General features: G+C 70.0%; 20 protein-coding genes, 1 tRNA gene and 1 pseudogene. 12 read left to right on the top strand and 10 right to left on the bottom strand.

Annotated features, from left to right (window positions below):
- The first annotated feature begins 32 nt into the window (after positions 1 to 32).
- Positions 33 to 1,118: an ABC transporter substrate-binding protein gene (locus tag AB0M27_RS38185; protein WP_365729134.1), complete on the top strand. Its 1,086-nt coding sequence runs from the start codon at positions 33 to 35 to the stop codon at positions 1,116 to 1,118.
- A gap of 76 nt (positions 1,119 to 1,194) precedes the next feature.
- Here AB0M27_RS38185 and AB0M27_RS38180 read toward each other — a convergent pair.
- Positions 1,195 to 1,268: transfer RNA gene (locus tag AB0M27_RS38180), tRNA-Pro, on the bottom strand.
- A gap of 45 nt (positions 1,269 to 1,313) precedes the next feature.
- A complete protein-coding gene (locus tag AB0M27_RS38175) occupies positions 1,314 to 2,741 on the bottom strand; it encodes an MFS transporter (protein ID WP_365729132.1) in 1,428 nt (475 codons plus the stop codon).
- Between the two features lie 194 nt (positions 2,742 to 2,935).
- On the opposite strand from AB0M27_RS38175, the gene AB0M27_RS38170 reads away from it, so the two are divergent.
- Positions 2,936 to 3,514 (top strand): helix-turn-helix domain-containing protein, encoded by a 579-nt coding sequence (locus tag AB0M27_RS38170; RefSeq protein ID WP_365729130.1) that lies wholly within the window; start codon positions 2,936 to 2,938, stop codon positions 3,512 to 3,514.
- Positions 3,515 to 3,536: 22 nt separating this feature from the next.
- On the opposite strand, the gene AB0M27_RS38165 is transcribed toward AB0M27_RS38170, so the two are convergent.
- Complete coding sequence (locus tag AB0M27_RS38165) at positions 3,537 to 4,052, bottom strand: hypothetical protein (protein ID WP_365729128.1); 516 nt, start codon at positions 4,050 to 4,052, stop codon at positions 3,537 to 3,539.
- Positions 4,053 to 4,181: 129 nt separating this feature from the next.
- Here AB0M27_RS38165 and AB0M27_RS38160 point away from each other — a divergent pair, with 129 nt between their 5' ends.
- A complete protein-coding gene (locus tag AB0M27_RS38160; protein WP_365729126.1) occupies positions 4,182 to 4,526 on the top strand; it encodes a cupin domain-containing protein in 345 nt (114 codons plus the stop codon).
- 87 nt (positions 4,527 to 4,613) lie between these two features.
- Here AB0M27_RS38160 and AB0M27_RS38155 read toward each other — a convergent pair whose 3' ends face one another.
- Both AB0M27_RS38155 and AB0M27_RS38150 read right to left on the bottom strand, forming a co-directional pair.
- Positions 4,614 to 5,201, bottom strand: coding sequence for a poly-gamma-glutamate hydrolase family protein (locus tag AB0M27_RS38155; RefSeq protein ID WP_365729124.1), 588 nt, complete (start codon positions 5,199 to 5,201; stop codon positions 4,614 to 4,616).
- Positions 5,202 to 5,214: 13 nt separating this feature from the next.
- The gene (locus AB0M27_RS38150) at positions 5,215 to 6,246 is read right to left on the bottom strand and encodes a LacI family DNA-binding transcriptional regulator (protein ID WP_365729120.1); all 1,032 of its coding nucleotides are present in this window, start codon (positions 6,244 to 6,246) and stop codon (positions 5,215 to 5,217) included.
- A 197-nt stretch (positions 6,247 to 6,443) separates the two neighbouring features.
- Between AB0M27_RS38150 and AB0M27_RS38145 the strand changes: the two genes are divergently transcribed.
- The 3 genes and pseudogenes from AB0M27_RS38145 to AB0M27_RS38135 all read left to right on the top strand — a co-directional run bounded on the left by AB0M27_RS38145 (position 6,444) and on the right by AB0M27_RS38135 (position 9,491).
- A complete protein-coding gene (locus AB0M27_RS38145) occupies positions 6,444 to 7,610 on the top strand; it encodes a phytanoyl-CoA dioxygenase family protein (RefSeq protein ID WP_365729119.1) in 1,167 nt (388 codons plus the stop codon).
- 17 nt (positions 7,611 to 7,627) lie between these two features.
- Positions 7,628 to 8,414, top strand: a pseudogene (locus AB0M27_RS38140) (SDR family oxidoreductase).
- Between the two features lie 72 nt (positions 8,415 to 8,486).
- Positions 8,487 to 9,491 (top strand): Gfo/Idh/MocA family oxidoreductase, encoded by a 1,005-nt coding sequence (locus tag AB0M27_RS38135; RefSeq protein ID WP_365729117.1) that lies wholly within the window; start codon positions 8,487 to 8,489, stop codon positions 9,489 to 9,491.
- A 46-nt stretch (positions 9,492 to 9,537) separates the two neighbouring features.
- On the opposite strand, the gene AB0M27_RS38130 is transcribed toward AB0M27_RS38135, so the two are convergent.
- From AB0M27_RS38130 to AB0M27_RS38110, 5 genes are all read right to left on the bottom strand, one after another.
- Entirely contained in the window at positions 9,538 to 9,732 is a 195-nt protein-coding gene (locus AB0M27_RS38130; protein WP_365729115.1) for a hypothetical protein, read from the bottom strand.
- A gap of 152 nt (positions 9,733 to 9,884) precedes the next feature.
- A complete protein-coding gene (locus AB0M27_RS38125; RefSeq protein ID WP_365729113.1) occupies positions 9,885 to 10,793 on the bottom strand; it encodes a sugar phosphate isomerase/epimerase in 909 nt (302 codons plus the stop codon).
- Positions 10,794 to 10,795: 2 nt separating this feature from the next.
- Positions 10,796 to 11,707, bottom strand: a complete 912-nt coding sequence (locus tag AB0M27_RS38120; RefSeq protein WP_365729111.1) for an ATP-binding cassette domain-containing protein — start codon at positions 11,705 to 11,707, stop codon at positions 10,796 to 10,798.
- Positions 11,708 to 11,710: 3 nt separating this feature from the next.
- Complete coding sequence (locus tag AB0M27_RS38115; RefSeq protein ID WP_365729109.1) at positions 11,711 to 12,787, bottom strand: ABC transporter permease; 1,077 nt, start codon at positions 12,785 to 12,787, stop codon at positions 11,711 to 11,713.
- The gene (locus tag AB0M27_RS38110) at positions 12,787 to 13,806 is read right to left on the bottom strand and encodes a sugar ABC transporter substrate-binding protein (RefSeq protein WP_365729108.1); all 1,020 of its coding nucleotides are present in this window, start codon (positions 13,804 to 13,806) and stop codon (positions 12,787 to 12,789) included. The genes AB0M27_RS38115 and AB0M27_RS38110 overlap by 1 nt, the downstream gene beginning before the upstream one ends.
- A 178-nt stretch (positions 13,807 to 13,984) precedes the next feature.
- Here AB0M27_RS38110 and AB0M27_RS38105 point away from each other — a divergent pair, with 178 nt between their 5' ends.
- The 6 genes from AB0M27_RS38105 (at position 13,985) to AB0M27_RS38080 (ending at position 20,825) form a co-directional block, all read left to right on the top strand.
- Positions 13,985 to 14,776 (top strand): GntR family transcriptional regulator, encoded by a 792-nt coding sequence (locus tag AB0M27_RS38105; protein ID WP_365729106.1) that lies wholly within the window; start codon positions 13,985 to 13,987, stop codon positions 14,774 to 14,776.
- A 290-nt stretch (positions 14,777 to 15,066) separates the two neighbouring features.
- Positions 15,067 to 16,380 (top strand): ABC transporter substrate-binding protein, encoded by a 1,314-nt coding sequence (locus tag AB0M27_RS38100; protein WP_365729104.1) that lies wholly within the window; start codon positions 15,067 to 15,069, stop codon positions 16,378 to 16,380.
- A gap of 8 nt (positions 16,381 to 16,388) precedes the next feature.
- Positions 16,389 to 17,369, top strand: coding sequence for a sugar ABC transporter permease (locus AB0M27_RS38095; protein ID WP_365729103.1), 981 nt, complete (start codon positions 16,389 to 16,391; stop codon positions 17,367 to 17,369).
- Entirely contained in the window at positions 17,366 to 18,253 is an 888-nt protein-coding gene (locus tag AB0M27_RS38090; RefSeq protein ID WP_365729100.1) for a carbohydrate ABC transporter permease, read from the top strand. The genes AB0M27_RS38095 and AB0M27_RS38090 overlap by 4 nt, the downstream gene beginning before the upstream one ends.
- A gap of 35 nt (positions 18,254 to 18,288) precedes the next feature.
- On the top strand, positions 18,289 to 20,301 hold the full coding sequence (locus AB0M27_RS38085; protein ID WP_365729098.1) for a beta-galactosidase: 2,013 nt from the start codon (positions 18,289 to 18,291) through the stop codon (positions 20,299 to 20,301).
- 44 nt (positions 20,302 to 20,345) lie between these two features.
- Positions 20,346 to 20,825 carry a hypothetical protein gene (locus AB0M27_RS38080; protein ID WP_365729096.1) on the top strand — a complete coding sequence of 160 codons (480 nt, stop codon included), beginning with the start codon at positions 20,346 to 20,348 and terminating at the stop codon, positions 20,823 to 20,825.
- Positions 20,826 to 20,900: the final 75 nt, after the last annotated feature.

Below are 20,900 nucleotides of genomic sequence, written 5' to 3'. Positions count from 1 at the left end.
CCCCGGTACATCCCAAGAACGAAAGAGCCGCCATGTTCAAGAGAACCCTCACCGCCTCCCTCGTCACCGTGCTCGCCCTCGGCGCGGCCACCGCGTGTTCCAGCAGCTCCTCCGGCTCCGGTTCGGGCGGCTCCGGCGGCACCCCGACCGTCAAGCTCATGGTCGGCGGCATCGACAAGCAGATCTACCTGCCGTACCAACTCGCCCAGAACCTCGGCTTCTACAAGAAGTACGGCGTCAATGTCGTGCTGAGCACCGAGCAGGACGGCGGCACCGGCGCCGAGGACGCCATGGCCTCGGGGCAGGTGGACATGGCGGGCGCCTGGTACAACCACACGATCGACTTCCAGGTGAAGGGCAAGGCGGTGGAGGACGTCGTCCAGCTGTCCGGTGCGCCGGGCGAGCGGGAGATGTGCGCCACCAAGAGCGGAGTGCACTCGGCCGCGGACTTCAAGGGCAAGACGCTGGGCGTCACCGACCTGGGCTCGGGCACGGACACGCTCACCCAGTTCCTGGCCGCCAGGAAGGGCGTCAAGACGAGCGACTTCCACCGGATAGGCGTGGGCGCGGGCTCCACCGCCATCGCCGCGCTGCAGAACGGCAAGGTGGCCTGCGTGATGACGACGCAGCCGACGGTCGCCGCGGTCGAGAAGAAGGGCATCGGCTACTCGGCGGTGGACGTCGCCACCACCTCGGGTGCCAAGACGGCGACGGGCGGCGCCTGGCCGGCCGCGGGAGTCATCGCCCGTACCGACTGGGTGAACTCGCACAAGGAAGCGGTGCAGAGGGTCGTCGACGCGCTCGTGGCCACCATGCACTGGATCGACAAGCACAGCGCGGCGGAGATCGCCGACAAGCTGCCGCAGTCGTTCGTGCAGAACCAGCTGGTCACCAAGGCCGACTACGTATCGGCCCTGACCCAGGACAAGGGGCAGTTCCTCCCGGACGGCATCATGCCGGCCGGCGGTCCCAAGAACGTCCTGGCCACGGAGGAGCTGGTGGGCCACGCGACCTCGAAGGTGAACCTCGGCACGACGTTCACCAATGACTTCGTCCTCGCGGCCAACAAGAAGGAGGGCTTCACCACCACGACGACCCCGGCGGGGGCGTCCGGCTGAGTCTCCGTCACACAGGAATGACCGAGCGGCCGTGTCGGATCACTCCGACACGGCCGCCGATCTGCGTCTCCGCTTGTCGGGACGACAGGATTTGAACCTGCGACCCCTTGACCCCCAGTCAAGTGCGCTACCAAGCTGCGCCACGTCCCGTTGCGGTCTCACCCGGGGTGTCCCGTGTGATCACGCAGGTCAACCCTACCGCACCTGAGCGGGTGCTCGTGTCGTCGCCGACGTGGCGGTGGCCGTCGTACGGCCCGGGCGGCGGGCCGGGACGAGGAGGGCGGCGCCGGTCGCGGCCAGGCAGAGGAGGGCGAGCAGGGCCCAGCCGTGGGTGTAGCCGGAGGCGTAGGGCAGGCCGGAGGGCTGGAGGCTTCCGGTGACGAGGACGCTGGTGAGCGCGGCGCCGATGGAGCCGCCGATGGTGCGGATGTTGGCGTTCATACCGGTCGCGGCGCCGGTCTGCTCGGGCGGGACGCTGCCGACGACGAGGTTGGCCATGGAAGCGAAGGCCAGTCCGATGCCGAGGCCGAACAGCCCGGCCACGACGGCGATCTGCCACTCGGCGTCATGCCAGAGGGTGAGGAAACCACAGGCCACCGCACCGAGGGCGGCACCCGTGGCGAGGAGCGCCTTGGCGCCGACGCGGGGCTCGAGACGGCCCGAGAGGACGCCGGAGAGGAACATCGCCAGCAGCATCGGGAGCATGAGGAGGCCGGAGGCGGTGACGCTCGCTCCGAAGCCGTAACCCGCCGTGGACGGGGTCTGGACGAAGCCCGGCAGGAAGGACCAGATGGCGTACATGCCCGCGCCGAAGAGCAGGGCGGCGGCGTTGGTGGTCCACACCGCGGGCAGCCGCATCACGCGCAGGTCGATCAGCGGGGTGCGGGAGCGGGCCTCGGCCGTGAGCCACAGGGCGAACAGCACGACGGCGGCGGCGAACAGGCCGAGCACCTTCGGCGAGCCCCAGCCCCACTGCCCGGCCTGGCTCAGCGGCAGCAGCAGGGCCACCAGCCACGCCGAGAGCAGCGTGGCGCCGTACCAACTGACCTTCCCCTCGGCCCGCTTGGGCGACTCGGGGACGTACGCCACGGCGATCAGGACCGTCGCGGCCACGATCGCCACGGGGATCCAGAAGAGCCAGCGGTAGTCGAGTGCGGAGACGATCGGCCCGGCGGCCACGATGCCGACCCCACCACCCGCCGCGATGACCGCGGAGAGGTTGCTGATGCTGCCGCTCACCTCGCCGGGCGCGAACTCGTCGCGGATGATGCCGAAGGACAGCGGGAACAGGGCGCCGCCGACGCCCTGGACGACCCGGGCGACGATGAGGACACCGATGTTCGGGGCGAGCGCGGCGACGAGACAGCCGGCGAGGACGGCGAGCAGGACGCCGACGAGCGTGCGCTTCTTGCCGACGAGGTCGCCGACCCGGCCGAGGATCGGGGTGAAGACCGAGGCGGACAGCAGGTAGGCGGTCATCACCCAGGTCGCGGTGGCCTGGGAGGCGTGCAGGGCGTGCTGGACGGTCGGCAGGGCCGGCGCGATCAGCGACTGGAGCATGGAGAACACGCCCGCACCGGTCGCGAGGACCGCGAAGGTGAGGCGAGTGGACTTGCGGGGCATGAGCGAGCCTCTCCGAGGGGGAGCGCTGTGGATGGGAGAAGGGGGCATGCGCTGCCGGGCACGTCTGCCAAGGCGGAGTCGGCCCCCGCACTGCTAAAGTGGAGGTGCCCCTCCACTCTAACGGAGGCACACCTCCGGTTCAACCTGAACCGGATGCACTCCTCCGGTTCATCGATTCCCCCTGGGAGGCAGCAGTGACGGCCACGCCGTTCCCCGTCGGCGAGATCGTGGCGGCCCGCCGGCCGCATCGAAAGGACGCCGCCCGCAACTACGACGCCCTGCTCGCCGCCGCCCGCGAGACGTTCGCCGAGCACGGCTCGGACGCCTCCCTGGAGGACATCGCCCGCCGGGCGGGCGTCGGTATCGGCACGCTGTACCGGAACTTCCCCACCCGCCGCGACCTCTTCGAGAGTGTCTACGCCGACGAGGTCAACGCCCTGTGCCGGGCGGCCGTGGAGGTCGCGGACCTTCAGCCGTGGGAGGCCCTGACGGCGTGGCTGGACCGGTTCGCCGGCTACATGGTCACCAAGCGCGCGGTGCGCGAGGCGCTGAACGACGAGTCGGAGATCTTCCAGACCTGCCGCGACTCGATGTACGCCGCCGGAGGCCCGCTGCTGGAGCGCGCCCAGCGGGCGGGCGTGGCCCGGCCGGACATGGACTTCGCCGACCTGCTGCGGATGGTCGCCGGCATCACGGCCACGGCGTTCGACGACGACGCCCAGCGCGACCGGGTTCTCGCCATCGCGCTGGACGGGGTCCGCACCGGCCGCTGAGCACGCCCTCGGCAGGGCCCGCCTACTTGATGAGCGCGTTCGCGACCACCACGATCAGCCCGAGCATCGCGTCCCCGGCTCCCATGAGGACCGCCGTCGGCCAACTATGCCGCGACCAGCGGGCGGTGAGCAGGCCGAGCCCGAACAGGATCAGGATGTTGAGGACGAACGCGGCGTATTCGACGCCCTTCGCCGGCCACCATCGCCACCACGCGCCCGCCAGCAGGAAGACCGTGGGCAGTACGGCCACGACCAGCGGCCACTCCTCCCACAACGAGCGCAGCACATCCCAGCGGCGGTGCGGGGCGCGCTCGGCGATGTAGTGGGCGTAGCCATGGGCGAGGGCGGAGGCGAGTGCGGTCACCAGCACCCAGGCGGCGTCATAGCCACGGACCTCCGCCGACGTGTGCCCGTACCGGGTGAGCGCCGCCACCAGCGAGCTCGCGAGGACGGCGCCGTACACGCCGCCGAACATGACGGCCTCGCGTGTGTCGAGCCGCCGGGGCGGTGCCGTGCCGACCGCGATGGACTCAGCCATGTTCCCCACGATCACCCGGGCCGCGCCGCCCCGCCAGTCCGCACGGACCGACGAACTGTCCTCCCACCAGCCCCGATGCCCCACACACTGTCGACTCCGGCACGGCTCGGCGCTGGCTAGGCTCGCCGCATGACGCACAGCTTCGCGCTCCACATCCCCGACGCCGACCTCGAACCCGAGTCCCTGGACCCGGAACAGATCGTCTCCGGCGACCCAGAGGTCACCGGGAAGGTGGTCTGGGAGTCGCCGGACGGCCGGCAGATCCGCGGGATCTGGCAGATCACGCCGGGCGTGGTCACCGACACGGAGGCGGACGAACTGTTCGTCGTGATCAGCGGTTCGGCGACGATCGAGGTCCAGGACGGGCCGACGCTGACGGTGGCGCCGGGCGACATGGCGGTGCTGCGCGCGGGCGACCGTACGACGTGGACCGTGCACGAGACGCTGCGCAAGGCGTACGCGATCAACCTGTGAGGCCGCGGCCGCGATCCGCCGTCATGCGTCTGCGGCGCCGTTGTGGTTGCCCGCGCGGTTCCCCGCGCCCCTTTGGGGCGCGACAGCTCAGGGCGCTGGTCTGCTCAGCTCCTTCACGCCCGCCGTCAGCGCGTCGGCCACCGGCCCCGGCGGGATGTCGCTGCCGCCGCTGGTGCGGGCCAGGAGCGGCAATTCCACCTGGACCCCGCCCAGGCGGCTCAGGTTGACCGGGTTCCTGGGATGCACGCCGCGCAGGGCGCGCGGGACAGCCGCCAGGTCGGTGACGGCCGGGAACTGCGGGGCCCCGGCGGCGAGCGCCTCGGCGAGGACGCGGGCCGCGGACCGGTTGCCGCCGCCCAGGAAGATCGTGTGCGGCGCGTCGGGGCGCATGTGGCCGTGCAGGGAGACCGTGACGGAGACCCGGTCCAGGAACTCCCGCAGCAGCGCGCAGTGGTCGGCCGCCATGCGCGGGGACGGGATGTGCACGGGCCGCCGTACCCCCGGCTGGGTGAAGACGAGGCTGGTGGCGCCGCAGCGGCGCGCCACCAGGTCCGCGAGTTCGGCCGTACCCCCTTCGTTGCTGCCGTGCAGGGCCAGCAGCCCGATCTCGCTGCCCGGTACCAGGGTCGCGACCATGAGTGTGCCCTCGATCTCCGTGTGCTCGGTGCGGGTCACCGGATCATCCCCTTCACTCGGCCCTCGGCGCGGGCATGTTGTACGGCGTGACGACCTGGATCGCGGACGGGAGCGCCGGGCCGGCCGGGGGCAGTGCGCCGTGCGCCCGCATCACGAGGTGGCAGGCCTCCCGCATGTCCTGGCGCAGGTCGTGGTGGAGCACGGCGGACAGCTTGTGCTCACGCAGCAGCCGGGTGTTGTCGTGGTCGAGGTCGTGGGCGATGAACACCGCGCAGGCGCGGCCGAGGTCGGCGAAGGCGCGCAGGGTGGCGTCGTTGCCGCCGCCGATGGAGTACACGGCCCGGATCTCCGGGTCCCGTTCCAGGGCGGCGCGGACCAGGTCGTACTGGGTGGCGTCCAGGCCCTGCCCCTCGGCGATCTCCACCAGGGTGCGCTCGGGATGCCGGGCCCGCATCACGCTGCGGAACCCCATCTCGCGCTCCTCCTCGTTGCGGAAGAAGCCGCTGCTCAGGCTGGTGAGGACATGGCCGGGCCGGTCGCCGAGCCACTGGCCCGTCAGATAGGCGGCGGTGGCGCCCGCGGCCCGGTTGTCGCTGCCGACGTAGCCGATCCGGCCGCTGGCGGGCAGGTCGGTGACCAGGGTGACGACCGGGATGCCGGCCGCGGTGAGCCGGCCCACGGCGGCGGTGACCTCGGGGACGTCCGGCGCCTTGAGGATCACGCCCTGGGAGCCGCGCCGGGCGATCCGGTCCAGCGTCCTGACCTGCTCGGCGGCCGGGCCGGTCTCACGGAAGTGGAAGCGCGAGCGCACCACGGCCGGGTGCAGGGACGGCAGTTCGGCCTCCAGGGCGGCACGTACGGCGGTGCTGAACCGCTCGGGCGCCTGCACCACGATGTCGACCATGAAGGTACGGCCGACCAGCCGCACCTGGGTGCGCTGACGGTCGAGGTCGGCAATCGCCCGGCGCACCTCCTGCGCGGTGCTCTCGCGCACCCCTCCCCTGCCGTTGAGCACACGGTCCACCGTGGCCTCGCTCAGACCCGCCTGACGTGCGATCTCCCGGATCGGGAACGGGTGACCCATGGGCCGACTCCTTGAGGGGTTTTTGATGGCTGGCTGCTGGTTGTTCGAGGGGTTTGTCATGACAAGAATGACAGGACCGCGTCGTCGCCCTGACCGAAAGCCGTGATCGAGGGCCGTGATCGACGGCCCGAGGCCGCGGGCCGAGGCCGCCGGGCCAGGACCGAGCCGCAAGGCCATGACCGAAAGGTAGGACACCGATGTCCGTCGCCTCCGTGCCAGGCCGTGCCTGGCTGTCCGAGCAGGACTGCGACCTGGACGCCTTCCGCGCCCTGGTCGACCGGACGACCCGCCTCGCGGACTACCCGCACGCCGCCTCGGTCGCGGAGAACGTCCTGGTGTACGAGGGTGAGCGGCTGCGCGCCACCGAGGACCGGGACGAACTGCGCGCCGAACTGGTGCGGGCGTTCGCCGACGGCCCCGGCATCGTCGTCGTCCAGGGTGCCTGCCCCGACCCGGCGGTCGTCGACCGGGTCACGGCCGTGTTCGAGGCGCTGATCGCGGAACAGCGGGCCTCCGGTGCCACCGCCGGCGACCACTTCGCGCAGCCGGGTGCCAACGACCGGGTGTGGAACGCGCTGGAGAAGACGGCCCTGTACGACCCTGAGGCATTCGCCGACTACTACGCGAACGACGTCCTTGCCCTGTTCTGCTCGGCCTGGCTGGGCCCCGGCTACCAAGTGACCTCGCAGGTCAACGTGGTCAACCCGGGCGGCGCGGGGCAGACCGCGCACCGGGACTACCACCTCGGCTTCCTGAGCAACGCGGCCGCGGCCGCGTATCCGGCCCATGTGCACCGGCTCTCCCCGGTGCTCACGCTCCAGGGCGCGGTCGCCCACTGCGACATGCCGGTGGAATCGGGCCCGACGCTCTATCTGCCGTACTCCCAGCGGTACGAGCCGGGCTATCTGGCCTGGCGACTCCCCGCGTTCCGGGCGTACTTCGAGGGCCACCATGTCCAACTCCCGCTCGCCAAGGGCGACGCGGCCTTCTTCAATCCGGCGCTCTTCCACGCCGCCGGCACCAACCGCACGGCGGACGTGCGGCGCACGGCCAATCTGCTCCAGGTGTCCTCCGCCTTCGGGCGCGCGATGGAGACGGTGGACCGCGAGGCGGTGGCGAACGCGGTGTTCCCGGTGCTGCTGCGGCGCGCGGCCGAGGGGGCCGACGAGGAGTGGCTGGAGAACGTGATCGCGGCGAGCGCCGAGGGCTATCCCTTCCCGACCAACCTGGACAGCGACCCGCCGGTCGACGGTCTGGCCCCGCCGGCGCAGGCGGACGTGCTGCGGCGGGCGGTCCACGAGGGGTGGGCCCCGGAGAGGCTCCGTGCGGCGCTGCGGGCCGCTGCCGAACGACGCGAGAGCTGAGGAAGGTCAGGCAGGTCATGGGACTTCCCGGCGGACTTCTCCGGGAGAGGATCCTCCTGGTCAACGACGGCGGCCAGGGGGTCGGTGCCGCGATCGCGCGGGCGGCCGTCCGGGAGGGCGCCGTCGTGGCCGTCACCGGCCGCCGTACCCAGCCGGGTGAGGCGCTGGTCGCCGAGCTGGCCTCGGCCGGGGGCGAGTCGATGTTCGTGCGCCGATCCGGCGGACGCCGAGCAGGCCAGGGCGGCGGTCGCCGGGGTGGTGGACGCCTACGGCCGCATCGACCGCCTGGTGAACTCCGCCGGGCTGACCTCCCGGGGCACGCTGCTGGACACGACCCCGGAGCTGTTCGACGCGCACATCGCGATCAACCTCAAGGGGCCGTTCTTCGCGATGCAGGCGGCGGTCGCCGACATGGTGGCCCGCAAGACGCCCGGCACGATCGTCAACATCATCACCTCGTCGGCGCACGGCGGTCAGCCGTTCCTCGCGCCGTACGTGGCCGCCAAGGCGGGCCTCGTGGGCCTGACCCGCAACGCGGCGCACGCCCACCCCTGGGACCGGATCCGGATCAACGGCCTGAACATCGGCTGGACGGCGACGGAGGGCGAGGACGCCACCCAGCGCGCCTTCCACGGCGCCGGCGACGACTGGCGCGAGCAGGCCGCGGCGAAGCTGCCGATGGGCAAGCTGGGCCAACCGGAGGAGATCGCCGATTTCGTGGTCTTCCTGCTGTCCGATCGGTCGGGGGTGGTCACGGGGTCGGTGATCGACTGGGACCAGAACGTCCTCGGCGGCCTCGACTGAGCCTCCCTCTCCGCTCGTCCGAACCTCCCTCTCCGCTCGTCCCCCGTAAGAACTGCAAGGAGCCTCATCCTCATGCGCATCGGAATCCTCGGCCTCGGCCGCATCGGCGCCTTCCACGCCGAGACCCTCTCCGGACTGGACGCCGTCGAGTCGCTCGTCGTCACCGACCCGTTCGCGGACGCCGCCAAGGCCGCCGCCGAGCGGTTCGGCGCCGAGGTCGTGGACTCGCCGGAGGCGCTGCTGGCCGCGGGCGTGGACGGCATCGTGGTGGCGGCCGCGACCGACGCCCACCCCGCCCTGATCCTGGCCGGCGTCCAGGCCGGAGTCCCCGTCTTCTGCGAAAAGCCCGTCGCGAAGACGATCAGCGAGGGCGTCGAGGTGCTGAAGGCCGTGCGCGGCAGCGACGTGCCGATCCAGATCGGCTACAACCGCCGCTTCGACGCGGGCTTCACCGCCGCGCGCGCCGCCGTACGGGCGGGCAAGCTGGGCAAGCTGCACACGGTCCGCTCCACGACCCTGGACCCGGCGCCGCCGCCTGCCGCGTACATCGCCGCGTCCGGTGGCATCTTCAGGGACTGTTCCGTGCACGACTTCGACATCATCCGCTGGGTGACGGGCCGCGAGGTCACCGAGGTGTACGCGGTCGGCGGCAACCGGGGCGCCGACTACATCGCGGCGGCGGGCGACGTGGACACCACCGGCGCCATCCTCACCCTGGACGACGGCACCATCGCGGTGGTCTCCAACTCCCGTCACAACGCCCGGGGTTACGACGTCCGCATGGAGCTCCACGGCTTCGCCGACTCCATCGCCGTCGGCCTGGACGACAAGCTCCCGCTGCGCTCGGTCGAACCCGGCGTGACCTTCCCGTCCGGCACCCCGCACGACTTCTTCATGGACCGGTTCACCGACGCCTACCGCGCCGAACTGACCGCGTTCACCGAGGTCGTGGCGGGCACCCGCCCCTCCCCCTGCACCGTCGAGGACGCCCTGGAGGCGGGCTGGATCGCGGAGGCCTGCACCCTGTCGCTGCACGAGCACCGGCCGGTGACGATCGCCGAGGTGCGCCGGGCGTGAGGCAAGCGGACGGCGCCGGGCATACGCCCGGCGCCGTATCCGTGTCTCAGCCGCAGTAGCGGATCAGCCACTCGTCCGGGTTGTACGTGTCCCGCGCCGGGTCCGGCACCGTGGCCGGCTTGGTCTCGACCGTGTCCTCCGGGCGTATCCGCTCGGGCAGCGAGCCGAAGCGGGTGCGGCGGAGCACCGCCGCGTCGGTGGTGTCCTGCGCGATCTCCCGGGGTTCACTGGCCTTCGTCATCTCGTCCTCCCGTCTCCGCGGGCATCCCCCGTCGTCCCGACAACGGCCGCGTGCCCCCGGTTGTTCCCGGCCGGGTTCAGGCCGAATCCGTTGCCGTTACTGAGGAACCGGGCCCCGCGACGGGAGCCCGGTGTCCAAGGCAAGGATCCGGCTCAGGCCCCGCAGGACCGCAGGAACCGCCGCGTCCGCACCGCGATCGGCAGGGGCCTGTCCGGCTCGCACGGATACATGTCCTGCTCGACGATCGCGAACAGCTCCACACCCAGCCCCTGCGCGGCCTGCAGGACAGGCCCCAACTCCGGTACACCGGACGGCGGTTCGCACATCACCCCGCGCTGCACGGCCGGCCCGAACGGCACCTCGCCGGCGATCACCTCGGCGAGGATGTCCGGGTCGACCTGCTTGAGATGCAGATAGCCGATGCGCTCGCCGTAGGTCTCGATGAGCTTGACGCTGTCCCCACCGCAGTAGGCGTAGTGCCCGGTGTCCAGGCAGAGGTTGACCAGCTCGGTGTCGGTGGAGTCCAGGAAGCGCTCGACGTGGTCCTCGGTGTCGATGTGGGTGTCGGCGTGCGGGTGGACCACGATGTCCAGGCCGTACGTCTCCTTGACCTCGTGGCCGAGCCGCTCCATGCCCTTGGTCAGGTGCGCCCACTGCTCGGCGGTCAGCTCCGGCGGCTCCAGGATCTCGGCGGTCTTGTCGTCCCGCCAGAAGGACGGGATGACCACCAGGTGCCGCGCGCCCATCGCCTGGGTGAGCGCGGCGACCTGGCTGACGTGCGCCCAGGTCTCCGCCCAGACGGACGGGCCGCGGTGCATGCCGGTGAAGACCGTGCCCGCGGAGACCTTCAGGTTCCGCCGGTCCACCTCGTCCCTGAGCCGCCCGGGGTCGGTGGGGAGGTAGCCGTAGGGGCCGAGTTCGATCCACTCGTAGCCGGCCTCGGACACCTCGTCCAGGAAGCGTTCCCAGGGCACCTGCCGTGGGTCGTCGGGGAACCAGACTCCCCAGGAGTCGGGGGCCGAGCCGACCCGGACACGGTCCAGCGGGGTGGGGGTGGCCATGGTCAGAGGGTTCCTTCCGCAGAGGGCGCGACGGGTGCGGTGAGGTCTTCCTCTTCGGGCAGTTCGTCGGTGTCGACGCCGCGTACCTGGGCCAGTTCGTGTTTGAGAGCGGCGAGTTCGGCGCCGCCGGCCATGTGGTTGGTCAGCTCTTCCAGGCTGACCTCGGTGCGGGAGGCGGACAGCTCCAGGGTGCCGAGGCGCAGCACGCTGAAGTGGTCGCCGACCATGTAGGCGTGGTGGGGGTTGTGGGTGATGAAGATGACGCCGAGGCCGCGGTCGCGGGCGGCGGCGATGTACTTCAGCACCACGCCGGACTGCTTGACGCCGAGGGCGGCGGTGGGCTCGTCCAGGATCAGGACGCGAGCGCCGAAGTGGACGGCGCGGGCGATGGCGACGCACTGGCGCTGGCCGCCGGAGAGGGTGCCGATGGGCTGTTCCAGGTCGTCCAGGACAATGCCCATGTTGCGCAGTTCCTCGTCCGCGGTCTTCTTCATCGTCGCGATGTCCAGGCGCCGGACCGGCCAGGGGCCCTTGGTCATCTCCGAGCCGAGGAAAAAGTTGCGCCACACCGGCATCAACGGGACCGTGGCCAGGTCCTGGTAGACCGCAGCGATGCCCTTGTCCAATGCCTCGCGCGGGCTGGAGAAGCGCACCGGGCGGCCGTCGACGAGGAACTCGCCCTCGGTGTGCTGGTGCAGACCCGAGATGATCTTGATGAGGGTGGACTTGCCCGCGCCGTTGTCACCCAGCACACACGTCACCTGGCCGGCGTGCACCTTCAGGTCGACGCCGTGCAGGGCGCGGATGTTGCCGTAGGACTTGCCGGCCTTGCGCAGTTCGACCAGCAACCCGTCCTGCTGGGGCACCTTGTCCTGGACGATCGCGCCGTGGGTTCCGGATGTGTTGTCAGTCATCGGTTACCTCCGGGTCGCCGTGCGCTGGACCCACAGATTGATCAGGACGGCGCCGAGCAGCATCACGCCGAGGAAGGCCTTGAACCAGTCGGGGTTCCAGCCGGCGTAGACGATGCCCTGGTTGACCATGCCGAACATGAACGCCCCGAAGACCGGGCCGATCGCCGAGCCGGCGCCACCGGTGAGCAGACAGCCGCCGATGACGGCCGCGGCGATGTAGATCAGCTCCTGGCCGACCCCCTCACCGGACTGCACGGTGTTGAAGGAGAACAGCTGGTGCATGCCGATGAACCAGGCGCCGAACCCGACCAGCATGAACAGCGAGATCTTGGTGAAGGCCACCGGGACACCGACCGCCCGGGCGCTCTCCTTGTTGCCGCCGACCGCGAAGATCCAGTTGCCGTACCTGGTGCGCAGCAGCACCCACGTCGCGATCGCGGCGAAGACCAGCCACCACACCACGGTGATCTTCACCTGGACCCCGCCGACGTCGAAGGACGAGGCGAAGACCTTCCTCGCCTGGTCGAATCCGTCCATGTCGCTGATGTCGTCGGTGGCGACGTTGCCGGTGACCAGCTTGGTCACGGCCAGGTTCACGCCCTGCAGGATCAGGAAGGTACCCAGGGTGATCAGGAAGCTGGGCAGGCCGGTCCTGACCACCATCCAGCCGTTGAAGAACCCGATCGCGAGCGAGACGACCAGGGCGACGATCACGCCGGTCCACACGTTCAGGGTCAGCTGGTAGCTGAGCATGCTCGCGGTGAGCGCGGAGGTGATCACGGCGACGCCCGCGGAGAGGTCGAACTCGCCGCCGATCATCAGCAGGGCCACCGGCAAGGCCATGATCCCGATGGTCGAGGACTGGTACAGGATGGTCGCCATCGAGCTGCCCTGGCGGACCGTGGGCGCGACGATCAGGAAGAAGACCAGTACGGCGGCGGCGCCGAGGAAGACACCCACCTCGGGGCGGGCCAGCAGCCGCAGCGCCAGCGGGCGGCGCGCGGTGCGGCCGTCGGTCCGCTCGGGGCCGGACGCCGGCGGCCTGCCGAGGGCCGGTTCAGCCTGCTGGGCCATGCTCATCACCGGGTCCCCTTCGCGGCGAACTCGGCGACCTTGTCGACGTTGGACTTGTCGACGAAGGCCGGTCCGGTCAGAACCGGCTGGACCCCGCCGCCGCTGTAGTTGCCGTTGTTCTTGTAGAGCCACAGCGCGTCGACCGCCAGGTACCCCTGCAGATAGGGCTGCTGGTCGACGGCGAACTCGATCGAGCCGTTCTGGACGGCCTTCACCAGGTCTTTGTTCAGGTCGAAGGTGGCCACCTTCGCCTTGCTGCCCGCGTCGCCCACCGACTGCACCGCCGTGAGGGCGAAGGGGGCGCCGAGGGTGACGACCGTGTCGATGGAGCTGTCCTGCTTCAGCTTGGCCGTGATGGTCGACTTCACGGACGGCATGTCGGTGCCGTTCACATACAGCGTGTCAGTGGTGCCCTTGAACGTCTTCTTCACCCCGTCACAGCGCTGGGTGAGGCCCACGTTGCCCTGCTCCTGGATCACACAGACGATCTTCTTGGCGCCGGTGGTGTTCAGCTTGTCGCCGAACGCCTCGCCCGCCACGCTCTCGTCCTGCCCGAAGAACTCCAGCAGTCCGAGCTTCCTCCAGTCGCTCAGACCCGAGTTCAGGCCCACGACGGGTATGCCGGACTGCTCCGCCTTGCCGATGACGCTCTTCATCGCGTCCGGCTTGGCCAGGGTGACCGCGATGCCGTCGACCTTCTGGTCGACGGCGTTCTGCACCAGGTTCGCCTGGTTGCCGGCGTTGGGGTCGGCGGAGTAGACGAGCTTGACGTTGTCCTTTGCGGCGGCGGCCTCGGCGCCCTTGCGGACGGTGTCCCAGAAGGTGTCGCCGGGCGCCTGGTGCGTGACCAGTGCGACGGTCATGCGCGGGGTGTTGGCCTTGCCCGCCGAGGCGTTCTGGGCCGCCTCCTCGGCCTTCTTGCCGCCGTGGCTGCTGGCGCAGCCGGCGAGGGTCAGGGCCGCCGCGGCGGCGACCGCCACGACCGGGGCCAGCCTCCGGGAGCGGGAGGGGGAAGAGCGGTCCATCTTTCCTGCACCTCACTGTGCGTGCGACGGGGGAAGGGACGCTGTTGCGTTGGGACGCGATCCAAGTCCCTGGGGCGCCTGCTGTCAATACTTTGTTAAGACATCATTTCACAAGCAGGTTCGAATGTAAGTACAAACCATTGACACTCTCGGCTTCCGGGACCTACACCTGGGAGGCATGAGCCCAGTACACCGCACCCCGCAGCGAACGGCACCGGGTGATCGCGCGGTCGACTCCCTCAGCTTCGCCCTGGACCGCACGAGCCCGGTGCCGCTGTACTACCAGCTCGCCCAGCAGTTGGAGGCGGCCATCGAACACGGCACGCTGGCACCGGGCAACCTCCTGGGCAACGAGGTCGGCCTGTCCGTGCGCCTCGGCCTGTCCCGGCCCACCGTGCGCCAGGCGATCCAGTCCCTGGTCGACAAGGGACTGCTGGTGCGCCGCCGCGGGGTGGGCACGCAGGTCGTGCACAGCAAGGTCAGACGGCCGCTGGAGCTCAGCAGCCTCTACGACGACCTGGAGTCGGCCGGCCAGGGCCCGACCACCCGGGTGCTGCGCAACGAACGGGTGCCGGCGAGCGCGGAGGTGGCCGCCGCGCTCGGGATCGCGGAGGGCGCCGAGGTCACCGTGCTGGAGCGGCTGCGCTGCGCCCACGGCCAACCGGTGGCGTTCCTGTGCAACTACCTGCCGGCCTCACTCCTCGAACTCCCCACCCAGCAGCTGGAATCGACGGGCCTGTACCGCATGATGCGGTCCGCGGGAATCTTCCTGCACAGCGCCCGCCAGTCCATCGGGGCCCGCAGCGCGACGGCCGAGGAGGGTGCCCTGCTGGACGAGAAGGAGGGTGCGGCCCTGCTCACCATGCGGCGCACCGCGTACGACGTCACGGGCCGCCCGGTGGAGTACGGCAGCCATGTGTACCGGGCGTCGCGGTACGCCTTCGACTTCCAACTCCTGGTCCGTGCCTGAACCGCTGGTCAGCACCCGAAGCGGAACCACCCGTGTTCACACAGCCCCCATGGCCGCCCGTGCCGTGGGGGCTGTCGGCTCCGCGCCCCGGTGAACACGCAGGTAACGATGACGATTACGTTTCGGGCAAGAGACAGCCCAGGAGGGGCCGACCTATTGACTCATGAGCGGACATGGGGCTGTTATTACGCCCACGATGTTCGGTCGAGTTGGTTTCTGATCGGTTTCGAGAACCTTTCGGTGGATCAACTCATCCCCTTGACCGAGCCCTGTATCCCTCAGGAGCCGCCATGCGCCTCTCCCCCTCCGGTCTCTCCGTCCCGGGTCCCAGCCGTCGTTCGGTCCTGCGCGGTGCAGGCAGTGCCGCCCTGCTCGCCGGTGCCGGCATACCCCTGCTGTCCGCCTGCGGAGGCAGCGGTTCCGCCTCGGACCCGAAGACCGTCACCCTCGGCTCCAACGCCTCGGACGCCGTGCCGAAGAAGGCCTTCGAAGCCGTGTACGCCGACTTCAAGAAGCAGTCCGGCATCACGGTCGATGTGAACACGAAGGACCACAACACCTTCCAGGAGCAGATCAACTCGTATCTGCAGGGCACGCCTGACGACGTGTTCAACTGGTTCGCCGGGTACCGCATGCAGTTCTTCGCGGCGAAGGGTCTGGCCTCGCCGATCGACGACGTGTGGGCGAAGATCGGGGACAACTTCCCGGACGCGATGAAGAAGCTCAGCAAGGGCGAGGACGGCAAGTACTACTTCGTGCCGCTGACGACGTACCCCTGGGCCATCTTCTACCGCAAGAGCGTCTTCCAGCAGCACGGCTACAAGGTCCCGACCACCTGGGACGACTTCGTCGCCCTGTGCAAGCAGATGAAGAAGGACGGGCTGGTCCCGATCGCCTTCGGCGACAAGGACGCCTGGCCGGCGATGGGCACCTTCGACCAGATCAACTTCCGCCTCAACGGCTATGACTTCCACGTCCAGTTGATGGCGGGCAAGGCCTCCTGGACCGACGCCAAGGTGAAGGCCGTCTTCGACCACTGGAGCGAGATCCTCCCCTACCACCAGGACGGCTTCATGGGCCGTACCTGGCAGGACGCCGCGCAGACGCTGGTGGCGAAGAAGGCCGGCATGTACCTCCTCGGCTCCTTCGTGGCCCAGCAGTTCACCAACAAGGCCGACCTGGACGACCTCGACTTCTTCCCCTTCCCGGTGCTCAACTCCGCGTACGGCCAGGACACGGTCGAGGCGCCGACCGACGGCTTCATGGTGAGCAAGTCCCCGAAGAACCACGACGGCGTGGTGAAGCTGCTGGAGTACCTGGGCACCCCGGCGGCCGAGGAGACGTACCTCAAGACCGACCCGAGCGTGGTCGCCGCCTCCAGCAAGGCGAGCACCTCCGCCTACTCGGCGCTGCAGAAGAAGGCGTTCGACATGATCGGCAACGCCAAGACGCTCACCCAGTTCATGGACCGCGACTCCCGGCCCGACTTCACCTCCACGGTGATGCAGCCCGGCCTGCAGAAGTTCCTGCAGAACCCCAAGGGCGTGGACAGCCTGCTGTCCTCCATCGAGCGCCAGAAGAAGACCATCTTCGCGTCCCAGTGAGCGGCCCGATGACGACCGATACGACCACGAAGTCCCCGGAGGCGGCCGCCGTGCCGCCTCCGGGCGCCTCGCCCGCGCGCACGCGGGCCACGCACGGCCACCGGCGCCTGCTGACCCACCGTGACCGGTTCACGCTCGCCCTGATGGCGGGCGTGCCGACGATCCTGCACGTGCTCCTGGTGTGGGTCACGGCCATCGCCTCGATCTTCCTCGCCTTCACCACCTGGGACGGCATCGGGTTCGACTCGATCAAGTGGGTGGGCCTGGACAACTTCAAGCAACTCTTCAACGACAACCCGCAGTTCTGGCCCGCCGTCCAGCACAACGTCATCTGGTTCGTCGTACTGATCCTGATCCCGACGCCGTTCGGCCTGTTCCTGGCCGTGCAGCTGGACAAGCGGATCCGTTTCAGCCGGGTCTACCAGACCGCGTTCTTCCTGCCGGTCGTCATCTCGATGGCCTGCATCGGCTTCGTCTGGCAGCTGGTCTACAACCCGGACACCGGCCTGATCAACAGCATCATCGGGGCCAACAAGCCGGGCCACTACATCGACTGGATCGGCGACCCCCACCTCAACCTGTGGGCGGTCCTCATTGCCGCTTCCTGGCGGCACACCGGCTACATGATGATCCTGTACCTGGCCGGTCTGAAGAGTGTCGACCCGTCGCTCAGGGAGGCCTCCGCGCTGGACGGCGCCAACGAGTGGCAGACGTTCAAGAGCGTCATCTTCCCGACCCTGCGCCCGACCAACACCGTCGTGCTGGTCGTCACGATCATCGAGGCGCTGCGCGCCTTCGACCTGGTCTTCGTCTTCAACAAGGGCGCCCAGGGCACCGAGTTGCTGTCGATCCTGGTCACCAACAACATCATCGGCGAGTCCAGCCGCATCGGTTACGGCTCCGCCATCGCCGTCGTCCTGCTGGTGATCTCCCTCGCGGTGATCATCCCGTATCTGATCGCCACCTTCCGGAAGGAGCGGCGCGCATGAGCAGCACCTCTCTGCCGCTGAAGCGGCGCGCCCCGATCCGCCCGGCCCGGGTCCTGCTGCACGTCTTCCTCGCCGGTACGGCGCTGGCGTGGCTGGCGCCGCTGCTGTGGGCGATCTTCTCGGCCATGCGGCCGTACAGCGAGACCAGCGCCAAGGGTTACGTCTCCTGGCCGGACAAGCTGACGTTCGAGAACTTCACGAACGCGTATCAGCAGTCGGACATGCTGCACTACTTCGGCAACACACTGGTCATCGCGATCCCGGCCGTGCTGCTGACGCTGTTCCTGTCCTCCTGCGTGGCGTTCTACGTCGCCCGGTTCGACTTCCGGCTCAATCTGGCCCTGCTGCTGGTGTTCACGGCCGGCAACCTGCTGCCGCAGCAGGTCATCATCACCCCGCTGTACCGGCTGTACCTGCTGACGAACCTGCCGGGCATCACGCAGAGCGGCAAGCTGTACGACTCCGCGCTCGGCCTGGTCCTCATCCACGTGGCGTTCCAGTCCGGGTTCTGCGCGTTCGTGCTGAGCAACTACATGCGCTCGCTGCCGCACGAGCTGACGGAGGCCGCGCTGGTCGACGGCGCCTCGGTGTGGCGGCTGTACTGGCAGATCACCCTGCCGCTGTGCAAGCCGGCGATGGCGGCCCTGGCGACCCTGCTGTCCATCTGGATCTACAACGATTTCTTCTGGGCGCTGGTGCTGATCTCGACCGGACAGAACATGCCGATCACCTCGGCCCTGAACAACCTCTCCGGCCAGTACTTCACCGACCCCAACCTGGTCGCCGCGGGCTCCCTGCTGACCGCGATCCCGACCCTGGTCGTGTACTTCGCGCTCCAGCGTCAGTTCGTCAGCGGCCTGACCCTGGGCTCCAACAAGGGCTGAGACGCTTGCACGTGAAAGGGAACGAAGAAAACACAGTGAAGCGCACCCTGTCCGTCCCCGGCCTCGCCTACGGCGGCGACTACAACCCCGAGCAGTGGCCCGAGGAGGTGTGGGCCGAGGACATGCGCCTGATGCGCGAGGCCGGGGTGAACCTGGTCAGCGTCGGCATCTTCTCCTGGGCGCTGCTGGAGCCGGCCGAGGGCGTGTACGACTTCTCGCGGCTGGACAAGGTCCTCGGCCTGCTGCACGAGAACGGCATCGCCGCCGACCTGGCCACGCCCACGGCGGCGCCTCCGGCGTGGTTCTTCCGCGCCCACCCGGAGGCGCTGCCTGTCGACCGTGACGGCCGCGCCCTCTCCTACGGCAGCCGGCAGACCTTCTGCCCGTCCGCGCCCGCCTACCGCGAGGCCGCCCTGCGGATAGCGGGCGCGCTCGCCGAGCGGTACGCGGACCACCCGGCCGTGCGCATGTGGCACGTGCACAACGAGTACGGCTGCCACAACGCGGCCTGCTACTGCGACACCAGCGCGGCATCCTTCCGGCGCTGGCTCCGGGCCCGCTACGGCGACGACCTGGCGGCGCTCAACGACGCCTGGGGGACACGGTTCTGGAGCCAGTGGTACTACGACTGGGAGGAGATCCTGCCGCCGCGCGCCACCGGCGCCGTACCCAACCCGACGCACCAGCTGGACTGGCGCCGGTTCTGCTCCGAGGAGCTGCTGTCGCTGTGCACGGCGGAACGGGACGTACTGCGGGCGGCGGCGCCGTCCATCCCGGCCACCACCAACTTCATGGTGATGTTCAACTTCGACGCGCTCAACTACTGGCGCTGGGCGCCGGAGCTGGACATCGTCTCCAACGACCACTACCTGATGTCCACGGACCCCGAGTCGGAGATCGACATCGCGCTCAGCGGCGACCTGACCCGTTCCCTCGCGGGCGGCCCGTGGCTGCTGATGGAGCACTCCACCGGCGCGGTGAACTGGCAGCCCGTCAACCGGGCGAAGAAGCCTGGTGAATTGCGTCGTAACGCCCTCGCTCACGTGGCGCGCGGCGCGGACGGCATCGCGTACTTCCAGTGGCGGCAGTCGAAGGCGGGTGCCGAGCAGTGGCACTCGGCGATGGTGCCGCACGCGGGCACCGACAGCCGGATCTGGCGGGACGTGGTCCAGCTGGGCGCGGATCTGCGAGCGTTGTCGGAGGTCCGGGGCAGCACGAGTCCGGCCGAGGTGGCGATCGTCTGGGACTGGGACGCCCGCTGGGCCCTCGAACTGCCCTCGCAGCCCAGCGGCGAACTGCGCTACGCGGACCTGGTCCGGTCCTGGTACGAGCCGCTGTGGCGGGCGGGCGTGGCCGTGGACTTCGTACGGCCGCAGGCCGACCTGTCCGCGTACCGCCTGGTGCTGGTCCCGAACCTCTACCTGGTCGACGACGAGGGAGCGGCGAACCTGTCGTCGTTCGCCGAGCGCGGCGGCACCCTCGCCATGGGCTTCCACAGCGGGGCCGTGGACGAGAACAGCCATGTGCGGCTGGGCGGTTACCCGGGCGCGTTCCGCGAGGTGCTCGGCGTCCGCTCGGACGAACCGTTCCCGCTGCTGCCCGGCGAGCAGGTCGCGCTCTCCGGTGCGGTGCCGGACGGGGCGGCGGGCACGCTGTGGTCGGAGCGGCTGCGGCTGGAGGGCGCCGAGGCGGTCGCGTCGTACGCCGACGGCCCCCTGTCCGGCGTCCCCGCGGTGACCCGCCGCCCGCACGGCACGGGCGCCGCCTGGTACCTGGCCACGCTCCCGGACCCGGGCACCCTGACCGCGCTGCTGGACCGCGTCCGGGGCGAGGCGGGCGTGGAGCCGGTGCGTACGGCCCCGCCCGGCGTGGAGGTGGTCCGCCGGCGCGGCCCGGAGGCGGACTACCTGTTCGTCATCGACCACGCCGGCCAGGGCGCCGAACTCCCCGTGGCACCGGGCTCGTCGGAGCTTCTGACCGGCAAGGAGACATCAGGCACGGTCACGGTCGCGCCGGGCGACGTGGCGGTCGTACGGGAACCTCGGTGACCTTCACCGGGACTCCGCTTCCGTGAGCAGGACCGCCACGCGCGGTGCTGTGGGCCGGGCTCGCCATCCTGCCGCAGACCGCGATGGCGGGCCTCGCCTCGGCCCTCGGCGGACGGCTGACCGCCCGCGCCGGTCCCCGGGTGCCCATGTCCCTGGGCCTGCTGATCGGCGCGGCCGGATTCCTCGCCCTGCTCACCGCCGGACCGCTCGGGCAGGGCCTCGGGAGTGCCCAACGCCGCCGCCCAGGTGGGCAGCGCGATCGGAGTGGCCCTGCTCGGCTCGCTAATCACCGACCCGACCCACTTCGAGTCGGGCATGCGCACCGGCTCGGTGATCACTTCCTCGTCGGCACGGTGATCGCCGTACAGGCCACCAGAGCCGGGAGAGGAACCCTGCTCTGGTCAGTCGGCGGACTCGCCGGACGGTGTCGCGGTCACGCGGAAGCCCTGCAGTTCGACGGCCCAGATGTCCACGACCGGCTCGGTGGTGCCGTCCTCGTCGGAGCAGCGTCTCTAATCAGCTAAGCGATCCCATGGGAACCGTAGGGTCCGGTGCGGGTTCTTCCCACCTGGGCGGGGCTGCGTGAGCGTGGAGGTGGA

The organism is Streptomyces sp. NPDC052107 (assembly GCF_040680215.1).
GTDB lineage: Bacteria > Actinomycetota > Actinomycetes > Streptomycetales > Streptomycetaceae > Streptomyces.
This window is presented reverse-complemented; position numbering and strand designations above follow the sequence as displayed.

Coding starts and splice junctions, on each gene's coding strand:
- AB0M27_RS38185 (WP_365729134.1), top strand. CDS start 33: ATGTTCAAGAGAACCCTCACCGCCTCCCTCGTCACCGTGCTCGCCCTC.
- AB0M27_RS38175 (WP_365729132.1), bottom strand. CDS start 2,741: ATGCCCCGCAAGTCCACTCGCCTCACCTTCGCGGTCCTCGCGACCGGT.
- AB0M27_RS38165 (WP_365729128.1), bottom strand. CDS start 4,052: ATGGCTGAGTCCATCGCGGTCGGCACGGCACCGCCCCGGCGGCTCGAC.
- AB0M27_RS38160 (WP_365729126.1), top strand. CDS start 4,182: ATGACGCACAGCTTCGCGCTCCACATCCCCGACGCCGACCTCGAACCC.
- AB0M27_RS38150 (WP_365729120.1), bottom strand. CDS start 6,246: ATGGGTCACCCGTTCCCGATCCGGGAGATCGCACGTCAGGCGGGTCTG.
- AB0M27_RS38145 (WP_365729119.1), top strand. CDS start 6,444: ATGTCCGTCGCCTCCGTGCCAGGCCGTGCCTGGCTGTCCGAGCAGGAC.
- AB0M27_RS38135 (WP_365729117.1), top strand. CDS start 8,487: ATGCGCATCGGAATCCTCGGCCTCGGCCGCATCGGCGCCTTCCACGCC.
- AB0M27_RS38130 (WP_365729115.1), bottom strand. CDS start 9,732: ATGACGAAGGCCAGTGAACCCCGGGAGATCGCGCAGGACACCACCGAC.
- AB0M27_RS38125 (WP_365729113.1), bottom strand. CDS start 10,793: ATGGCCACCCCCACCCCGCTGGACCGTGTCCGGGTCGGCTCGGCCCCC.
- AB0M27_RS38120 (WP_365729111.1), bottom strand. CDS start 11,707: ATGACTGACAACACATCCGGAACCCACGGCGCGATCGTCCAGGACAAG.
- AB0M27_RS38115 (WP_365729109.1), bottom strand. CDS start 12,787: ATGAGCATGGCCCAGCAGGCTGAACCGGCCCTCGGCAGGCCGCCGGCG.
- AB0M27_RS38110 (WP_365729108.1), bottom strand. CDS start 13,806: ATGGACCGCTCTTCCCCCTCCCGCTCCCGGAGGCTGGCCCCGGTCGTG.
- AB0M27_RS38105 (WP_365729106.1), top strand. CDS start 13,985: ATGAGCCCAGTACACCGCACCCCGCAGCGAACGGCACCGGGTGATCGC.
- AB0M27_RS38100 (WP_365729104.1), top strand. CDS start 15,067: ATGCGCCTCTCCCCCTCCGGTCTCTCCGTCCCGGGTCCCAGCCGTCGT.
- AB0M27_RS38095 (WP_365729103.1), top strand. CDS start 16,389: ATGACGACCGATACGACCACGAAGTCCCCGGAGGCGGCCGCCGTGCCG.
- AB0M27_RS38090 (WP_365729100.1), top strand. CDS start 17,366: ATGAGCAGCACCTCTCTGCCGCTGAAGCGGCGCGCCCCGATCCGCCCG.